General features: G+C 41.9%; 14 protein-coding genes. 2 read left to right on the forward strand and 12 right to left on the reverse strand.

The genetic code is table 11. The features are described 5' to 3' along the window. Window positions 1-70: 70 nt before the first annotated feature. From rpoD to cdaA, 10 genes are all read right to left on the reverse strand, one after another. Complete coding sequence (rpoD, locus tag ACFO4R_RS04600; protein ID WP_379787864.1) at window positions 71-1192, reverse strand: RNA polymerase sigma factor RpoD; 1122 nt, start codon at window positions 1190-1192, stop codon at window positions 71-73. A 37-nt stretch (window positions 1193-1229) separates the two neighbouring features. Then, on the reverse strand, window positions 1230-2960 hold the full coding sequence (dnaG, locus tag ACFO4R_RS04605; RefSeq protein ID WP_379787865.1) for a DNA primase: 1731 nt from the start codon (window positions 2958-2960) through the stop codon (window positions 1230-1232). 108 nt (window positions 2961-3068) lie between these two features. After that, complete coding sequence (locus ACFO4R_RS04610; protein WP_379787866.1) at window positions 3069-3503, reverse strand: ACT domain-containing protein; 435 nt, start codon at window positions 3501-3503, stop codon at window positions 3069-3071. A gap of 126 nt (window positions 3504-3629) precedes the next feature. After that, window positions 3630-4493: a class I SAM-dependent methyltransferase gene (locus ACFO4R_RS04615; protein ID WP_379787962.1), complete on the reverse strand. Its 864-nt coding sequence runs from the start codon at window positions 4491-4493 to the stop codon at window positions 3630-3632. Continuing rightward, window positions 4487-5848, reverse strand: a complete 1362-nt coding sequence (locus ACFO4R_RS04620; protein WP_379787867.1) for a ribonuclease E/G — start codon at window positions 5846-5848, stop codon at window positions 4487-4489. The genes ACFO4R_RS04615 and ACFO4R_RS04620 overlap by 7 nt, the downstream gene beginning before the upstream one ends. 16 nt (window positions 5849-5864) lie before the next feature. Continuing rightward, on the reverse strand, window positions 5865-6545 hold the full coding sequence (locus ACFO4R_RS04625; protein ID WP_379787868.1) for a TIGR03936 family radical SAM-associated protein: 681 nt from the start codon (window positions 6543-6545) through the stop codon (window positions 5865-5867). Further along, on the reverse strand, window positions 6545-8443 hold the full coding sequence (locus ACFO4R_RS04630) for a TIGR03960 family B12-binding radical SAM protein (RefSeq protein WP_379787869.1): 1899 nt from the start codon (window positions 8441-8443) through the stop codon (window positions 6545-6547). The genes ACFO4R_RS04625 and ACFO4R_RS04630 overlap by 1 nt, the downstream gene beginning before the upstream one ends. A gap of 253 nt (window positions 8444-8696) precedes the next feature. After that, complete coding sequence (gene glmM / locus ACFO4R_RS04635) at window positions 8697-10043, reverse strand: phosphoglucosamine mutase (RefSeq protein WP_379787870.1); 1347 nt, start codon at window positions 10041-10043, stop codon at window positions 8697-8699. Between the two features lie 31 nt (window positions 10044-10074). Next, a complete protein-coding gene (locus ACFO4R_RS04640) occupies window positions 10075-11286 on the reverse strand; it encodes a CdaR family protein (RefSeq protein ID WP_379787871.1) in 1212 nt (403 codons plus the stop codon). Then, the gene (gene cdaA, locus ACFO4R_RS04645) at window positions 11279-12136 is read right to left on the reverse strand and encodes a diadenylate cyclase CdaA (RefSeq protein WP_379787872.1); all 858 of its coding nucleotides are present in this window, start codon (window positions 12134-12136) and stop codon (window positions 11279-11281) included. Before cdaA ends, ACFO4R_RS04640 begins: the two co-directional genes overlap by 8 nt. 224 nt (window positions 12137-12360) lie before the next feature. Here cdaA and ACFO4R_RS04650 point away from each other — a divergent pair, with 224 nt between their 5' ends. Both ACFO4R_RS04650 and ACFO4R_RS04655 read left to right on the forward strand, forming a co-directional pair. Further along, window positions 12361-13668: a D-alanyl-D-alanine carboxypeptidase family protein gene (locus tag ACFO4R_RS04650; RefSeq protein WP_379787873.1), complete on the forward strand. Its 1308-nt coding sequence runs from the start codon at window positions 12361-12363 to the stop codon at window positions 13666-13668. Between the two features lie 71 nt (window positions 13669-13739). Next, complete coding sequence (locus tag ACFO4R_RS04655; protein WP_379787874.1) at window positions 13740-14150, forward strand: hypothetical protein; 411 nt, start codon at window positions 13740-13742, stop codon at window positions 14148-14150. 273 nt (window positions 14151-14423) lie between these two features. Here the strand turns inward: ACFO4R_RS04655 and ACFO4R_RS04660 are convergent, their stop codons facing one another. Together ACFO4R_RS04660 and rpsO are read right to left on the reverse strand one after the other, a co-directional pair. Further along, window positions 14424-16601, reverse strand: a complete 2178-nt coding sequence (locus ACFO4R_RS04660; protein WP_379787875.1) for a polyribonucleotide nucleotidyltransferase — start codon at window positions 16599-16601, stop codon at window positions 14424-14426. 248 nt (window positions 16602-16849) lie between these two features. Further along, window positions 16850-17113, reverse strand: coding sequence for a 30S ribosomal protein S15 (gene rpsO, locus ACFO4R_RS04665; protein ID WP_379787876.1), 264 nt, complete (start codon window positions 17111-17113; stop codon window positions 16850-16852). Between the last annotated feature and the right edge of the window lie 46 nt (window positions 17114-17159).

Here is a 17159-nt window from a genome sequence, read left to right on the forward strand (position 1 = left end):
TTATACTATTATTGCTAGAAATAATATAGCAAACTGTCCTTTAAAAGTCAAGTATTTCCATTTCGAAAACTTAATCCAAATAATCTTTCAGTTTTTTTGAACGACTCGGATGTCTCAACTTTCTAAGCGCTTTTGCTTCTATCTGGCGAATTCTCTCGCGTGTCACATCGAACTCTTTACCAACCTCCTCCAGAGTTCTGGTTCGTCCATCTTCCAGTCCGAACCGAAGCTTTAGAACCTTCTGTTCTCTATCATTCAAGGTCGAAAGAACTTCTTCCAGCTGCTCTTTCAGCAAAGAATATGCAGCAGCTTCCGACGGAGCCAGAGCGTCATCATCGGGGATAAAGTCGCCCAAATGGCTGTCCTCTTCTTCCCCTATCGGAGTTTCCAAAGAGACCGGCTCCTGAGATATCTTTTGAATTTCTCGAATCTTTTCAACAGACATCTCCATATGTTCCGACAACTCTTCCGGTCTTGGATCTCGACCCAATTCCTGTAGTAACTGTCTTTGAACACGGATGAGTTTGTTTATGGTTTCTACCATATGAACAGGAATTCTTATTGTCCTTGCCTGATCGGCAATGGCCCTTGTGATTGCCTGTCTGATCCACCATGTAGCATAGGTAGAAAACTTAAATCCTTTCTTGTAATCGAATTTTTCGACTGCCTTAATCAGACCGAGGTTTCCTTCCTGGATCAGATCCAAAAACAACATTCCTCGTCCGACATATCTCTTTGCAATGGAAACGACAAGCCTGAGATTAGCTTCCACAAGTTTCTTCTTGGCAACTTCACTGCCCTCATCCATCTGCTGGGCAAGTTCAATCTCTTCCTCGGCTGACAACAGGGCGATCTTTCCGATCTCTTTTAAATACATACGGACGGGATCGTCAATCGATACTCCTTTGGGAACGGATAAATCTTCTTCTTCGACTTTGACATCTTCAATATCGCTGTCCTTCTCAAATGCGGGCTCGTCAAAATTCTCTGTATTAACCGCCTTAGCGGTAACCTCATCTACGAGCTCGATCCCCAACTGGTTGAGTGTTTCGTAGGCATTTTCGATATCATCCTTGTCCATCTCCAGATTTCCCAATGCATCGGCCAGTTCTCCGTAAGTCAAATTACCCTTTATCTTGCCTTTTTCCAGCAACTCTTTCAACTTGGTATTTTCATTCGCATTTATTGTCATCTCGTACTTCCCCTCTATAAACAATGGTATATTGCTTTTATCTCAAGTGCTTTTGTAACTCTACTATCTTAAGGCTGAGTTCAATATATTTTGAACTGTTCTTGGATGAATTTGACATTTCAGCTTGTTCTTTTTTTAACTTCCGTATTTGCATACGGATATTTTCTCTACGTATACTTCTTATAAGTTCGTCGATCTGTTCCTCAGACTCGTTTTGTTTTAAAGGTTCTCCAACCGTCTTTTCCGAGAAACTTTCGGATAACATAAGTTCAAAGGTCCTTTTATTTTCTTCGTCGAAAAAATCCCGGGTGTCTATCTTATAACGATCTATAAGATCTCTATCCTGAGCAATGATACGAAGCAATCTTTTTTCTCTCCTCGATATGTGGCTGTCTCTGTCGATCTCTTTTACTTCCTGTTTTTTGACCTTATCCGCTTCCAAGGACAGGCCGGAAAACTGTTTCATACTGAAATATTTCCCGTACATTTCCTGACCGAGAGCTTTGATGGAGAATCCGGTCTCTTTAGACAAGTCGATCAAAGTGCTCTCTATAATCAAATGGCTGTTCTGCACCTTATCTTCATAGGATTTAAGTATCTGTATCGCTTCTTTTATATAGTTGAGCCTATCTACTTCGTTTTCTAAATTAAATGTTTCTTTTAAGACGAAGATCTTAAAAGAGATTATGTTAAGTGCATTCTCCATACACTCTCTAAATTTTTTTACCCCAAATTTCTTTAAATAATCATCCGGGTCCTTCGAATCCGCGAAAATTACAGCCAAAGGGTCCAACCCTTCTTTAAAAAGCAGATCCATAGCCTTATATGTGGCACTTCTTCCGGCTTTATCGGAATCATAGGCGATAAATACATGCTGAACCTTTCTCCTCTTTAACAGAGCTGCCTGCTCAACAGTGAAAGCTGTTCCGAGCGAAGCGACCGTATTGGAAAAGCCGAATTGATGCAACATGATTGTATCCATATACCCTTCGGACAAAATAATGCTGTTGTGTTCCAAGTGTTTCTTTGCGATTTGATAGGCATATAGGTTGTGTTTCTTCGAAAAAAGAACCGTTTCGGGAGAGTTCAGATACTTAGGACCGAAAGAATCATCAAGAGCTCTCCCACCGAAAGCGATCACCTTTCCTCCCTCATTGAAAATGGGGAACATCAGCCTATTCTTAAACTTATCCGCAAGTTCGGAACCTTCTTTAACGACAAAAAGGCCGCTTTGCACCAAGAGTTCCCTACTGTATTTTTCTTGCAAAAAAAATAGAAGTTTATTTCCAAGCGGAGCATAACCCAGGCCGAAACGGAGGATAACCTCTCGCTGGAGTTTTCGCTTGGAGAGATATTCTTTTGCACGATTATTTTTGAAGAGTTCTTCTCGATAGAACTTAGCTGCTTCCAGGTTGATCTCGAGCAGCCTCTGTTTTTTTTCTCTTTCTTCAATCTCTTTACGCGTAAGGACCTTCTCTTCAGGAATAGGGATCATCGCTCTGCGGGCTAAGAGTTTGACCGCTTCGGGAAAATCGACTTTTTCGATCTCCTGAATGAATTTGATGACATCTCCTCCTGCTTGACAGCCGAAACATTTATAGAATTGCCCTGTCTCATTCACGGAAAAAGAAGGTGTCTTTTCATTGTGAAAAGGGCATAATCCGATAAATCTGCCGTGGCTGCCTTTTAATTGAACATAGTCGGAGATCACATCGACAATATCGTTTTTTTCCTTTATTTCCTGTAAAAAGTGACTATCAAAGTTCATGTTATCTCCTAACCAAGCAAGATTTCTATTCCCTTTATCTATTATTCTACAGATCTTATGACAATCCCTTTATTTTCGGTACCATTTCTTCGCAAAAAAATTTTGTTTTTACTCCAAGGCGAGAAGTTCCGCATTTAAGACTCCCTCCAACTCCCTAAACTGATTTAAGAGATGGTCTATATCGACATCCATATGTTGAAGATCAAAGGTAATGGAGACATCGGCGGTCCTGTTGATCGGGATGTTCTGATTAATGGTAAGTACATTTGCTTTCTTCTCCGCAAGGATCTTCAAGATCTCCGCCAAAACTCCGCTCTCGTGCTTTAGCATAAGATGAATGGAAGCCTTTTGTGTCACGGAGGAATCGGACAAGGAAAATACGAAGTCCTTGTATTTATAGAAGGTGCTTCTGGAGATCCCCACCTTACTTATCGCGGAAGATACGCTCTTGACTTCGTTCATTCGAACGAGCTCCTTTACTTCGAGAACCTTTTCATATACTTGAGGCAATACAGCCCTATCGATCACTAAAAATTTTTTCATTTCAATACCTTCTTCACTATCTGTACTCTGCTTTATAAATTTTATTACGATCGATCTCTTTTACCTGTCACAAAAATGATCTCCGCGATCGCAAGGAAAAAGAGATCCCTCGTTTAAATAACAGGATCACTCCACTCTACAATAGATGCCGCAGGGTAAAAAGAGTCCTCCTTCACTTACGGGGAGCAGGGTCTGTCCTGAACTTATCCTTCGGCTTTGCCCATAAAATTCCATTTTCAACATATTTTCGAGGGCAATATTTGAAAAACCGGTGGTATAACAATTGATCAGGAAGAAGGAAAAATCTTTGGATAAGATCTTTCTCGCCAAAGAGATCAGATCGGTGAGTTTCTCTTCAATCTTCCATACCTCGCCCTTAGGGCCTCTTCCATAAGAAGGGGGATCCATGATGATCCCCTCATAGGTGTTTCCTCTACGTATCTCTCTTTCGATAAACTTAAAGACATCGTCTGTCAAAAAACGTATCTTATTGTTTTCTAGTCCTGAGAGGATACTGTTTTCCTTCGCCCAACGAACCATCCCTTTGGATGCGTCGACATGTACGACTTCAGAAGATCCCGCAGCGGAGGCGGCACAGGTTGCTCCTCCGGTATAGGCAAACAAATTTAAAACCCTCATAGGCTTTTCGGAAACAGATATCTTTTCGGAAAACCAGTCCCAGTTTGCAGCCTGCTCCGGAAAAAGCCCCATGTGCTTAAACCCCGTAGGATGGACCTTGAACTTCAAAGTTTTGTAGTCTATCGTCCAATCTTGAGGAAGTTTCGAATAAAACTTCCACTCTCCTCCCCCTTTACTGCTTCGAAAATAGCGAGCCTGTGCACTGTTCCAAAGCTTTTCATCAATTTTTTTCTGCCATATGATCTGAGGGTCAGGTCTTCTTAAGACGATATTTCCCCATCGTTCCAATTTCTCTCCGTTATTTGTATCCAAAATCTCATAATCTATCCATTGATTTGCAATAATCATGATTTATCCTCTTTTCTCTGATAAACTCTTATATCCCATCCGCTATAGTTAAACTCAAGCAAGAATTTACAGTTGTATTTCGTCTCCAAAACTTCCAAGGAAGCCTCCACGGTTTGTTTGATGACGTAGGGGACTTCGATGATAAGGGGAGCTTCCTTGACACGATAGTGTAGGAAATAGTGTTCGATCTCCGATCGTATCGAATCAAGAAACCATTCTTTTTTCGGGATCTTTCCGCTTCCGAAGCAATAGGGGCAGTCACAGAGCAGTTCCTCCATAACATCGGAGCTGTCTCTCTTTCTTATGATCTGCACGATACCCAAAGACGTTATGTTCAACACGCTCACCTTTTTATGGTCTCTTAAAAACTCTCTTTTCAAGACTTCCAAAAGGTTTTCCTTATATGCTTGAGACTTCATATCGATAAAGTCCACGAGGATGACTCCGGAGATGTTTTTTAATATGATCAAGTCCACGATGTGTTTGCAAGAAGAAGAGTTGACTTCAAAAGCAGTATCGTCCATATAGAGATGACCTTTGCGGTAGCCGCTGTTGACATCGATAGCGGTAAAGGCTTCCGTTTTTTCTATCACAAGGCTCAACTCTCCGAATTTGTAATGTTTCTGTGAGAGCTTTTTCAAATCGATCCCCAGGGTGCGAAACAAGGGAGCTTCTTCAAAAACATAACGAGGGTATTCCATCCTTTTGCTCAGGATTTCCTTTATTTGTTTCAAGAGCTCTTTGTCGTTCGAAGATACCTCCCGAACATCTTCAAAGAAGGAAGAGAAAAAATGCTCTATAAAGGTTTTTTCATACAACAGTCCTTTTTGAGAGGCTTCATAATTTTCTTTGATACCGTAAAATATAGCCTTTTGTTTAAGCAGATCTTTTTCGATGGATTCAAAATCGGTATTCAATGCTGCGGTGCGCAGGATCAGTCCTTCTTTAGGATAACGGGATCGGAGTTTTTCCGTGATCGTTCCAACCACCTCTTCGGGGAGCTTGTTAGATACGGAAACCTTGTTTTCAAAAGGAAGATATACGATGTAGTCTCCCGACAGCGACAGTTTTTCCGTCATTTTGGCCTGTTTTTCTCCGACTGCTTCCGTCTTGACCTGAAGCAGGACGGTATCTCCAAGATTATATCTGTTCCTGCTTTGCAAAAATCCCTGCTCTTTCCCCAAATCGACAAAGTAGGCATTGAGCCCCGCTACTTTTTTTCTTACTATACCTTTGTAGACCTGCCCTACTCTGAGGGAATGTTGTGTTTTCAGAAGTTCCACTCTCTTAAGAACGCCTGCATCCATGTAGGCGAGTTTCAAGAGGTAGTCGCTCTTTTCAACGATGAGTTTCTTCATTGAGACCTCCTGTTTTTTAATCCAGAGCGACCATGGCTCCGCTGTGATTTGAAAACGAGCGTGTCTTTAAGCAACGATAGTCTTCTATCTTTGTGTTGGAGTACCTGCTTATGATCTCCATAAAATCATCCGGTTTTAATCCTCCCTGAGAAGAGTTTTGAAGAACAACAGAGATCAGATAGTCGTGTTCCAACGGGAGGTACTCCGGTTTGATGATCATGTCCCGAACATCGACCTCCTTGAATTCCTTGCGCTTATTCCTCTTTTGAATAAAGAGGGCCTCTTCATCCCTTATCAGCTCCACCGCCTTCGATAGGATCTGTTCCTCCACCGCTTGTTTGTCTATAAGAATCTTGTATTCGCTATGAGTAATGATTGCCGATAACGAATCCGACCTTTCGATCCTGATGACCGACAAGAAGCGCAGACCTCGTGGAACGCTGTTGTTTAAACGTTGAAGTACCTCTTCACAGGAGATCGAATCGTCCTCTACCTCCATATCCATATATTCCGCCCTACTTTCGACTCCAAGTGACAATGCAGGCGAAAAGGAGGTCTTGGCATGGGGATTGAAACCCTCACTGTACTTAACGAGGATACCGGCTCTGCGGATGGAGCGGCTCATTACATTAATCAGATCCCTGTGCGAGACGTATGCAATATCACCCATTTTCTCAAATTTAAGACGAAGTATCATCAACATAACCCCCTGGCAATATCCAAGTTTATTCCGCAGGCATTGCAGGAAACTCTACAATCCGCAGTCAAGATCGCCTTTTTGGCTCTTTCATTCTCTCGAATCAAAAACGACTTTGAAGCTCCGCAGTCGATATGATCCCAAGGCAGGATCTCTTCGTAAGGAATGTCGTCCCTGATGTAAAAACTCGGATCCACATCCGACTCCGCAAAGGCTTCCATCCAACGTTCAAAGAGGAAGTGTTCATCCCAGCTGTCGAACTTGCACCCCTTTTCATGAGCCTTGATCAGAACCTTGCCCAAACGTCTGTCGCCTTTTGCAAAAATGGCCTCCAAGTAACTGATGTCCGTTGTGTGATATTGGAATTTTATATTTCTGTTTCTCAATTTTTCCTTTAAATAACGATGTTTTTCGTTGAAGGTTTCCTGACTGTTTTGACCGAACCACTGGAATGGGGTAAACGGCTTGGGGACAAAGTTAGATACGCTGACCGTCACATTGAATTTTTTATTGAATTTGTTTTTGTTGACTTCTCGGTAGATGTCGATAACCGTATAGGCCAGATCGGCGATACCATCGAGATCTTCATAGGTTTCCGTCGGAAGTCCGATCATAAAATAAAGTTTCACGCTATGCCAACCGTTTGAAAAGATGGTCCTCATCGTAGAAATCAGATCTTCCTTGGTGATCCCCTTATTGATCACATCTCGGAGCCTTTGGCTTCCGGCTTCCGGAGCAAAGGTCAGGCCGGATTTTCTGACCTTTTGAACGAGGTTTGCCGTCTCCAAAGAAAAGTTGTCCAACCTTAAAGAAGGAAGAGACACTCCCGTGTTCTTGGGTACGTACTCCTGAACCAAGGTTTCTATCAAAGGTTCCAGCTTTGAATAGTCGCTGCTGCTCAACGATGTCAAAGAAATCTCCTCGTAGCCTGTACTTTCATGTACCTCATCAATGAGCTTCTTTACCTTCTCCGGAGAGCGTTCTCTTATGGGACGGTAGATCATCCCCGCCTGACAAAACCTGCATCCCCTGGTACAACCTCGAAACAGTTCGACCATAACACGTTCGTGAACGACATCGATATTGGGTACGAGGGTCTTGGTGGGAAAGTACACCTTATTCATATCTCTAATGATTCGTTTCTTTATTTTTTGAGGAAGGCCCTCCACTGTAGGAGAGATCTCCTTTATCGTCATATCTTCATGATAGGTCACACGGTATAGAGAGGGGATGTAGGAGCCTTCGACTCTTCTTCCCACATCTTCCAAAAATCTCTTTTTACTGTAAGTTCCTGAAGACCTGTGCTCTTTGTATAGAGTCATGATCTCCAAAAGAGACTCCTCTCCTTCTCCGATCGAGATAATGTCGGCGATATCCGCTAAAGGCTCGGCATTATAACTGCAAGGACCTCCCATGATGACCAAAGGCTCATCCTCGCCTCTTTCTTCGGATAAGAGAGGGATCCCCGCCATACTCAACATATTGAGAATGTTCGAATAAGACATCTCATACTGGAGAGTAAAACCCACAAAGTCAAAGTCCCTGACGGGTGTTTTACTTTCCAAAGAAAACAGAGGAATGTTATTTTCCTTCATCTGCTTTTCCATATCATCCGCCACGGCAAAGACTCTCTCGCACCAGATATCGGGCTCGTTGTTCAAAACTCCGTATAGGATGTGCATCCCCAAATGACTCATCCCTATCTCGTACAGATCGGGAAAGGCGAAGGCAAAGCGTATCTTTACATCCTTGAGCTCTTTGATCACCTGATTTATTTCATTTCCGACATAACGTGCCGGTTTTTCTACCTTCCTTAACACTCGGTATAGTTGTTCCAATCTTAATAATCCCCCTAATTGATTATCTCCTGTGTTTTTCTTTGTTTCATTCAAGAACATTTACTTTTTCCAATTTTGATTTTAATACTGTTTTCCGATCGAAGTATAGTTATCAACACTCACATCCCAAAGATTCGTTGTATCTCCCCTAGAATAAAGCTGATTGGTATGAACGCTTCAAACGGATAATGGTATAAAATAAACTCTTTGACTTCAAATACAAGGACATCTTGAAAAGACAAAGCATGCGTTTTTCTGTCAACATAGATTAAAATACGCCAATTAAAAAGTGCTAATTGGCGTATGTCTCCTCCTATGACAGCTTTGATTCAATCAAAGAAACAAGGTTCTTCGCTTCTTTTTCAATTATCTGTATATCTTTTCCTTCTATCATGACCCTGACTAAAGGCTCTGTTCCCGAAGGGCGGATCAAGACCCTTCCTTTTCCGTGAAATACTTCTTCGATCCTCTTAATTTCATTTTGAATATCGATATCATCCAAGTACGAGTTCTTATTCTCAGGCTTTACCTTTGCATTGATCAGTATCTGAGGATACACTTCCATGATCGAGGCGAGTTCATTGAGTTTCTTGCCCTCCTCCTTCATGATATTACAGATGATAAGAGAGGATAAAATACCGTCTCCCGTAGTATTATAATCGCTAAATATCATATGCCCCGACTGTTCTCCGCCTATGCAGTAGTCCTTCTCCAACATATCGGCCAAAACATACCGATCTCCTACTGCTGTAATGGAAAGGTCTATTCCCAGTTCTTGTGCGGCGATCTTCAGACCGAGGTTACTCATTACCGTTACAACCAAGGTGTTATTTTTAAGTTTACCTTTTTTCTTGAAATTTTTTGCTGCAATCAAAAGGAGTTTGTCTCCATCGACGATCTCTCCCTTTTCGTCTATTGCCAAAAATCGATCTGCATCTCCATCGTAGGCAATACCGATATCTGAAGAGTTTCGGATTACGGCTTCCCTAAGGGCTTCCATATGGGTGGAACCGCAGTTGAGGTTGATATTGTACCCGTCAGGGCTATTACCTATTACATGGACCTTTGCTCCCAAACTCTCAAAAACTTCCGGGGCAATGGAGTAGGCCGCACCGTTGCTACAATCTATTGTAACATTGAGACCGGACAGATTGTTTTCAATACAACTCGCCACAAAGGAAGAATACGCAGATCTTGCTTCGTGCTCTTCTACTTTTCGTCCCACTTTTTCCGCTTTTCTCTCAGGGGGATGTTCCATATAGTACTCTATTTCTTCTTCGAGCTCATCAGGGAGCTTAAATCCTTTGGAATCAAAAAACTTTATACCGTTATATTCTGCAGGGTTGTGGGAGGCGGAGATCACAACACCCGCATCTGCACCGTATTTTCTCGTCAAATAAGCAACGGCAGGAGTAGGTGCGATTCCCACATCAATAACATCGACACCGACACTCATCACTCCCGCAGCGATCGCCGAGGAAAGCATATCTTTAGAAATACGGGTATCCGTTCCGATAACGATTTTTACCGTCTCCGAGGAGCTCTGTTGGTGTTTTTTCAACACAAAGGCTCCGGCAGCTCCGACTCGGTATGCAAATTCCGCGGATAGATCGGAATTTGCTACTCCTCTTACTCCATCTGTTCCGAAATATTTTCTCATTTCTTCTACTCTCCTATTCTTAAGGTTTCAATTATTGCAGTACGGAATCAGAGTTGTAGCTGAAGGTTACAGATCGAGGTTCGATATTGTATTCATCGATCGGAAGATCGGTCTCCAACACAATGGGGATCCTCAAAGTTCCTTCATCCATCTTCTCTTTATCCATGGATAATACAACATTACTTTCTTCCAATTCGTCTTCAAACTCTTTGCTTATCGATACGCTGTAGGTGATGTCGGGGATCTCTGAGCGAAGAAATTCTTCCTCATCACGGGAGAAGTTTCTCAAGTCGATTTTATCAGCTGACAACACAAAGGTCTTTTCAATCAAGTTCTCTGCAGAACGTTTCAAGATAACTTCGTTCACACTTGTAGTGATACCGGGCGGAACATCCAACTTGATCTTTTCATCCAGCCTTCCCTGCAACTCCGATGAATTGATCAACTGTGTATAGATTCCTTTGATGGAATCGATCCTGTTCTTTGTTCCGCTTATCGTTACTTTGTCCGGCACAGCCTTGTATGCCGAAAGCAGGACTCCCTCATTATTGGTATCTATAATATTGGGTAAGACATCCACCGTTTTTTTGTGATTGATCACTACTCTGACGAATACATATTCCGTATTTAGGGTCACATTGGCGACCTCTTTTCCGTTATCATCGATTGGAAGAAGGTTGATTTTTTGGCTGAAATCTTCTTCCTGACCCGATAGATCAACCCTTGCTATCACCTTGTCTACCTTATCCAATTGAGACTGAGGACCTTCGATGTAAGTTGCCTTGACGTTGGAGTCAATAACCTTTACTTCTCTGTCTTCAGGCAGGGAGTTGACCGTTACGATCTCCACTGTTCGGCTTTGAACCTTGAGTTTATCCAGCTCTATATAGATGTCTCCGGGAACGATTTCGTAGGTGATTCGTGTAGGGAGTTCCGCCTTTAGCACTGCTCTGTTAGCCCCAACCTTTGGGTTGGAGATGATCCCGTTCAAAGAAAAGTTATCCGGGGTGATTTTCGAAATATCGCTGTTTTTTCCCCTCACCCTAAGACGAATGGAAGGAAGGCTCCCTATAGGAGTAAATTCGTTTTCCTGTGCGCCTTCATAAGAAAAACGAATGTTGTTTATCAAAATATCCTTTGTATCAATAGGATCTACCACCGCCATTACATAAAACCATAGAAAAAAAGAACATAACAGAGAAAACATCTTGATCCCCATATTCTTTTCAAATATTTTATTCATCTTGCTTACTCACCTTCTTTGCCATAAAAGAATATTTGACAGGCTCTTCCATCAACGAATCGACCAGTTGTTTGCGAAGCTCATCTTCCTTAAGTCCCTTGCGCAGTTTTCCACTTATAGCAACGGACATCGCTCCCGTCTCCTCGGAAACGACCACAGAGATACAGTCGGAGCGTTCGCTGATCCCAAGTGCCGCCCTATGTCTTGTCCCAAGCTCCTGGTTCAAGAACTTGTTTTCTGTCAAAGGCAAAAAACAACCTGCTGCAATGATTTTATTTTTTCGGATAACAACGGCACCGTCATGCAACGGCGTATTGGGAATAAAGATATTGATGAGCAACTGTCTTGAAATATCGGCATCCAAAAAGGTTCCCGTCTGTATTACTTCATTGATCCCCGTTTTTCTCTCTATTACAATGAGGGCTCCGATCTTCTGTCTGGATAAAGAAGAGCAGCCTTCAACCAATTCATCGATAACTTTTTCCGTATCACCCCTCGAGGCTTTCATATTTGGAGATATGAACTTGGCTTGTCCGAGGTGTTCCAAGATTCTTCTCAACTCGGGTTGGAACACGACGACAAGAGCAAACATTCCTGCCTTGATAGTATTGTTGAGCAACCATGACACGGAATGGAGTTTTGAAAATTCCGCAGCCTTGGTGATGAATAAAAGGATGAGGATCCCTTTCATCAACTGTTCAGCCCTGGTTTCTTTTATCAGTAAATAAAGTTTATAGAAAATAAAAGAAACGATCAAAATATCAAAGAGATCTTTGATCTGTATATTAATAAGAATATCCTTAAGATTCCACAAAAAAATCAACTCCAGTTTAAACTTGATCGCAAACATCTGTAACATTACTAGATTAACATATCTCTGATACAATTTCTAGCAAATTTATTTCTGATTAATCATATTGTAACAAAGTTTTAAAACTTATTCGCATCGTGTAGAAATAAAAATCTTGAACAATTATCGTATTTTTTACGGATTAGTTGTTTTGTTCTATCGTTTTTTTTGTTATACTATACCCGTTAATCAAAATACACCTTCAAAGGAGGATGATATGACCAATGTTTTTTCGTAAAAAGCGTTCTATACGTCTTTGTGCAACTTGTTTCATCTGTCTGTTTTTATTCGTGTTTACCGGCTCGGCTTTTGCAGCAAAAGAACCTTCACTCACCTGTTCTGCTGCTGTTTTGATCGAATTTGACACCGGAAAGGTTTTATATGATAAAAATATGAACGAACCAATGTATCCCGCCTCAACAACAAAGATAATGACAGCTTTGCTCGCATTGGAAAATTTGGATCTGAAAAAACAAATCACTGTACCTGATACCTTCGGCCCCGCCGAAGGAAGTGCGATGTATCTTCTCCCGGGGGAAACGTTTACGGTGGAAGAACTTCTTCAGGGTTTGATGATAAAATCTGCAAATGATGCGGCTGTACTTTTGGCTTTGGAGATATCCGGTGATATTTCTTCATTTGCCGAATTGATGAACAAACGTGCTGAAGAGATCGGCTGCACCGGAACTCACTTCACTAATCCGAACGGTTTACACGATCCTAAGCATACGACAACCGCCCACGACCTTGCCCTTATGGCCAGAGAGGCAATGAAACATGAAGTGTTTCGTGAGTTGATCAAGACCGATTTCATCCAGATCCATGCTACTGAGCAGACACCTGAAATCCGATACTATCGAAATACAAATCGTTTTTTATGGTCATCTCAGAAAATAGATTACAACGGGACACAGATTCCTATCAAATACGATGTTGTCGACGGTGTAAAGACCGGCTTTACGGATGAAGCAAAAAACTGTCTTGTTTCCACAGGAGAAAAAAACGGGATCCGAGTGATCGCGGTCTCTTTGAAGAATGAAACCTTTGAAGTTTACAAAAACTCAAGAAAACTGTTGGACTACGGATTTGAAAACTTTCAAAAAAAATCTTTAGTCTCGGCAAATGAAATCGTTGGAAGCCAAGAATTTCCAAAGACGGTTGAAAAAAAATTGGATTTTTATGTGAAGGATAATTTCGTTCTGGTAGAGAATATTAACAGTAACAGTTCTTATGTTTTTGAAGTTCTCCTCAAAGAAGGACTTCAAGCCCCCGTTCAAAAAGACGACTTGATTGGGGAGTATCTCATAAAGCAGAACGGCACCTTAATACAAAGTCTTCCTCTTTATGCGAACAACTCGTTGGAATCGATCTACAGTATGAACAATATTTTGAAGCGGGCACAAGAGTACAAATTTTACTTGATCGCAGGTTTTATCGGCTTCATTGTGATGTTGATCCTGCTCAAGATTTTGATCCAAAGGCTTTTTTTCCGCAGGAGAAAAAGAAAATCGACCCATATAAACCGTTTTTAGATAATTTATAATGCTTATTTTTACAATTGATGGTACAATATAATTATACTTTTATATAGGAGGTTTTTCAAATGATAAAACTAATTTTAGGCGAAGCGGGAAGTGGAAAAACAAAACAAATACTAGAGATGGCAAACCAAGATGTGGAAACTGCAAAAGGTGAAATTGCATTTTTAGAACCTACTTCCAAACACCTTCATCAGCTCCATCGTGATATCAGACTCATCTCTACAGAAGAGTTCCAAATAGATACTCGTAATTCTGTTTACGGTCTGCTATGCGGTCTGTTAAGCGCAAATTACGACATCGAAAAAATATACATTGACAGTTTAGATAAGATGATTGGTTCGATCGACAGCAATATCATCGATTTTGTGGAAATGGTCGACGAGTTGGCAAACGATAGAGATATCGAGGTCATTATCGCTTGTAACATTGAAGACCCTGAAATTTTAAAAGCTTTAGAAAAGTTTTCTAACTAAGCTTATAACAATTCTTTGATTATCTTATAAAAAAGTACGGCAGTGCAAATAACTGCCGTACTTTTTTTATACTTTATTGTCTATACTATTCTCCGTTTGAGATGCCCTGCCGGACTTTCAATATTCTTGATATTTGAAGTGTTTCAACAGAACTTGAGCAATACAAAAATATGGGCCAAGAAGAAACCGATCTCTTCTGCCCATATTTTGCGGTTTTTTGCTACTGCCTGCAACGAAGTTCAAATATCAAAACTTTTCTCTGTCTACAGGCATTTATCTTCTCTTATTATGATTGTTATCAAAGCGGTTATTTCTATTAGGTCGATGGTTTTTCTTATCTTTTTCCGAAACATAGTCGATCTCCAAGCCCTTTTCTTTTTGAAGCACCGCTCGTCTCGACAGGTTCATCCTTCCTTGAGGATCCACTTCCATCAACATAACATCGACTTCATCTCCGACCTTCCATAAGCTTTCAACGCTCGCAGTCCTTTGGGTATCTGCTTGGGAGATATGGATGAGGCCTTCTTTTCCGGGAAGGAATTCTGCAAAGGCTCCGAAGTCCATCAAGCGAGTAACTTTGGCACGGTAGGTCTTACCGACTTCGGGCTCTTCTACGATCGCTTCGATCATTTCCTTAGCCAGTTTACCTTTATCTCTCTCTACAGCAAGGATGAAGATGTTTCCGTCCTGCTCAATATCGATTTTAGCACCTGTCTCATCTATGATCTTGTTAATCACCTTTCCGCCGGTTCCGATGACTTCTCTTATCTTTTCAGGATCGATCTTCATTTGAAGGACCATAGGAGCATATGGAGAGATCTCCTCTCTGGGGCGATCGATGACTTCCTTCATTTTATCGAGGATATGAAGTCTGCCTTTCCTTGCTTGTTCCAGAGCTTTTGTAAGGATCTCTTCATCGATCCCCGAGATCTTAATGTCCATCTGGATCGCAGTGATCCCTTCTTCGGTACCCGCGACCTTAAAGTCCATATCTCCGAGGAAGTCTTCCATACCTTGGATGTCGGACAATATCGCCAAGTGTTCCTCTTCTTTGATTAAGCCCATGGCAATCCCCGCAACCATACGTTTCATAGGAACCCCCGCATCCAAAAGAGACAGGGTGCTGCCACAAACACTCGCCTGAGAAGTACTTCCATTGGAACTCATAACTTCCGATACCACTCGGATTGCATAAGCGAAGTCTTCCTTGGAAGGAAGCATGGGAAGGATGGCTCTCTCCGCCAAAGCACCGTGACCTATTTCACGTCGTCCGGGTCCTCTCGAAGGTCGAGCTTCTCCCACACTGTAGGCCGGGAAGTTGTAATGGTGCATATATCTCTTTTCGACGTTTTCATCCAAACCGTCGAGGGTCTGCATATCTCCAAGTGCTCCAAGAGTCGTAATACTCATTACCTGAGTTTGCCCTCTCGTAAAAATGGCACTTCCATGAGTACGAGGAAGATTCCCCACTTCACACCAGATCGGTCGGATCTCATCCATTTGACGGTTATCCGGACGAATTCGGTCGATGAGGATGAGTTCTCGAACTCCCTCTTTGGTTATCTTATATACCGTTTCATCTACATCCTTGATATTTTCAGGATAAATTTGTGCAAAATGTTCCAAGGTCTCCTGCTTTACCTTGTCCATATTCAGCATACGTTCGGTCTTATCCTTTGTCAAAATAGCATCCTTCATCTTTTGTTTTGCAAAAGAGATGACCTCTTCCTCGATCGCTTCATCCGCCTTAAAGAGGGTGACTTCCATTTTTTCTTTTCCGACTTCCGCGACGATGTCTTCAATAAAAGCTACGATTTTTTTGATCTCCTCATGTCCGAACAGGATCGCCTTGAGCATAGTGGCCTCATCGACTTCATTGGCTCCGGCTTCCACCATCATAATAGCATCCTTGGTTCCCGAGACCGTAAGATGAAGATCCGATACGGCACGTTGCTCGACATCGGGATTCAGTATCAGTTTTCCGTCGATCAAACCGACTGCAACGGAGCCTGTAGGTCCGTTAAACGGAATGGACGAAATGGACAAGGCCACGGAAGAACCGATCATCGCCAGTACGTCCGGAGCCACATCCGGCTCGACAGACAAGACGGTAGCTACGACTTGGACATCGTTACGAAATCCTTTCGGGAAAAGGGGACGGATGGGTCTGTCAATCAGGCGCGATGTCAAGATTGCCTTTTCCGAAGGTCTTCCTTCCCTCTTTATAAATCCTCCCGGGATCTTTCCTACCGAATAGAGTCTCTCTTCAAAGTCCACACTCAGAGGAAAGAAGTCGATTCCCTCTCTTGGGGCATCTGAATTGGTGGCAGTTACCAAAACAACGGTATCTCCGCATCTGAGCAGGCAGGCACCGTTGGCAAGCTCGGCAACTTTTCCTATTTCAACGCTCAGTTCCCGTTCTCCAAAGCTTGTACGAAAGATTTTACTCATTAAATTACTCCCTTTCAAAAATTCTTATATTTTGTATCCTATCGGTATGGTTCCAAAGGTGTGGAGTTCTGCCTCACAAAAAAGATATGCACAAATACGATCTCTTCGCCGTCCTTTATTGTTTGTGAACGGAGCGATGTATAGAACGCTGTCGTTTTTCGTATCAGACCTTCTTCCATACCTTCTATAAAATTCGTCCTTTTGTTTTGAAAAAAAAGAGCAGGGCTAACCTACTCTTTTTTTCCATCTTATTTTCTTAAGCCCAATCGTTTAATCAGAGAGTTATATCTTTCCAAATCTTTAGATTTTAGATATTTAAGAAGGTTTCTTCTCGTTCCTACCATTTTAAACAAACCGCGTCTTGAGTGAAAATCCTTCGGATGTTGTTTCAAGTGGTCGTTTAACTCTAAAATCCTTGCGGTCAATACCGCAACTTGTACTTCCGGAGAACCTGTATCTCCCTCGTGTACCGCATACTCTTTGATAATTTGTGTTTTTCTTTCTGCTGTCATGTTTATTCCTCCTAAAAAATATTCAGTTCTCCCGTTACAAAGAATG

The sequence above is a fragment of the Filifactor villosus genome, assembly GCF_042652965.1.
GTDB lineage: Bacteria > Bacillota > Clostridia > Peptostreptococcales > Filifactoraceae > Filifactor > Filifactor villosus.